Source organism: Tetzosporium hominis, from assembly GCF_002265435.1.
GTDB classification, from domain to species: domain Bacteria; phylum Bacillota; class Bacilli; order Bacillales_A; family Planococcaceae; genus Chryseomicrobium; species Chryseomicrobium hominis.
This window is the reverse complement of record NZ_NOKQ01000332.1, coordinates 1-230: the sequence shown is the minus strand read 5'-3', so window position 1 is coordinate 230 and position 230 is coordinate 1. Positions and strand designations below refer to the sequence as shown.

Genomic DNA, 230 nt, shown 5'->3' with positions numbered 1-230 from the left:
TTTTTTCAACTTTCTTTTCTATTACTTTTTTAAAACAAAATTATGTGGAAAACCACATAATTTTAGTTTGAACTACTTGATTGTGTTAATTTACTATTGATATGTTCTGCAACGTTTTGGTCATGCTCTTCTTTTGTCGTTGCAAAGTACACTTTACCGTCTTCAACATTGGCTACAAAGTACAAGTACTCACTCTTTGTCTGATTTACACTTGCTTCAATAGCATCGAG

The 230-nt window shown here is 31.3% G+C and carries 1 protein-coding gene; it reads right to left on the bottom strand.

The genetic code is table 11. The annotated features are described in order from the left end of the window. Window positions 1-62: 62 nt before the first annotated feature. The gene (locus CF394_RS16310) at window positions 63-221 is read right to left on the bottom strand and encodes an endolytic transglycosylase MltG (protein ID WP_369333193.1); all 159 of its coding nucleotides are present in this window, start codon (window positions 219-221) and stop codon (window positions 63-65) included. Window positions 222-230 lie beyond the last annotated feature (9 nt).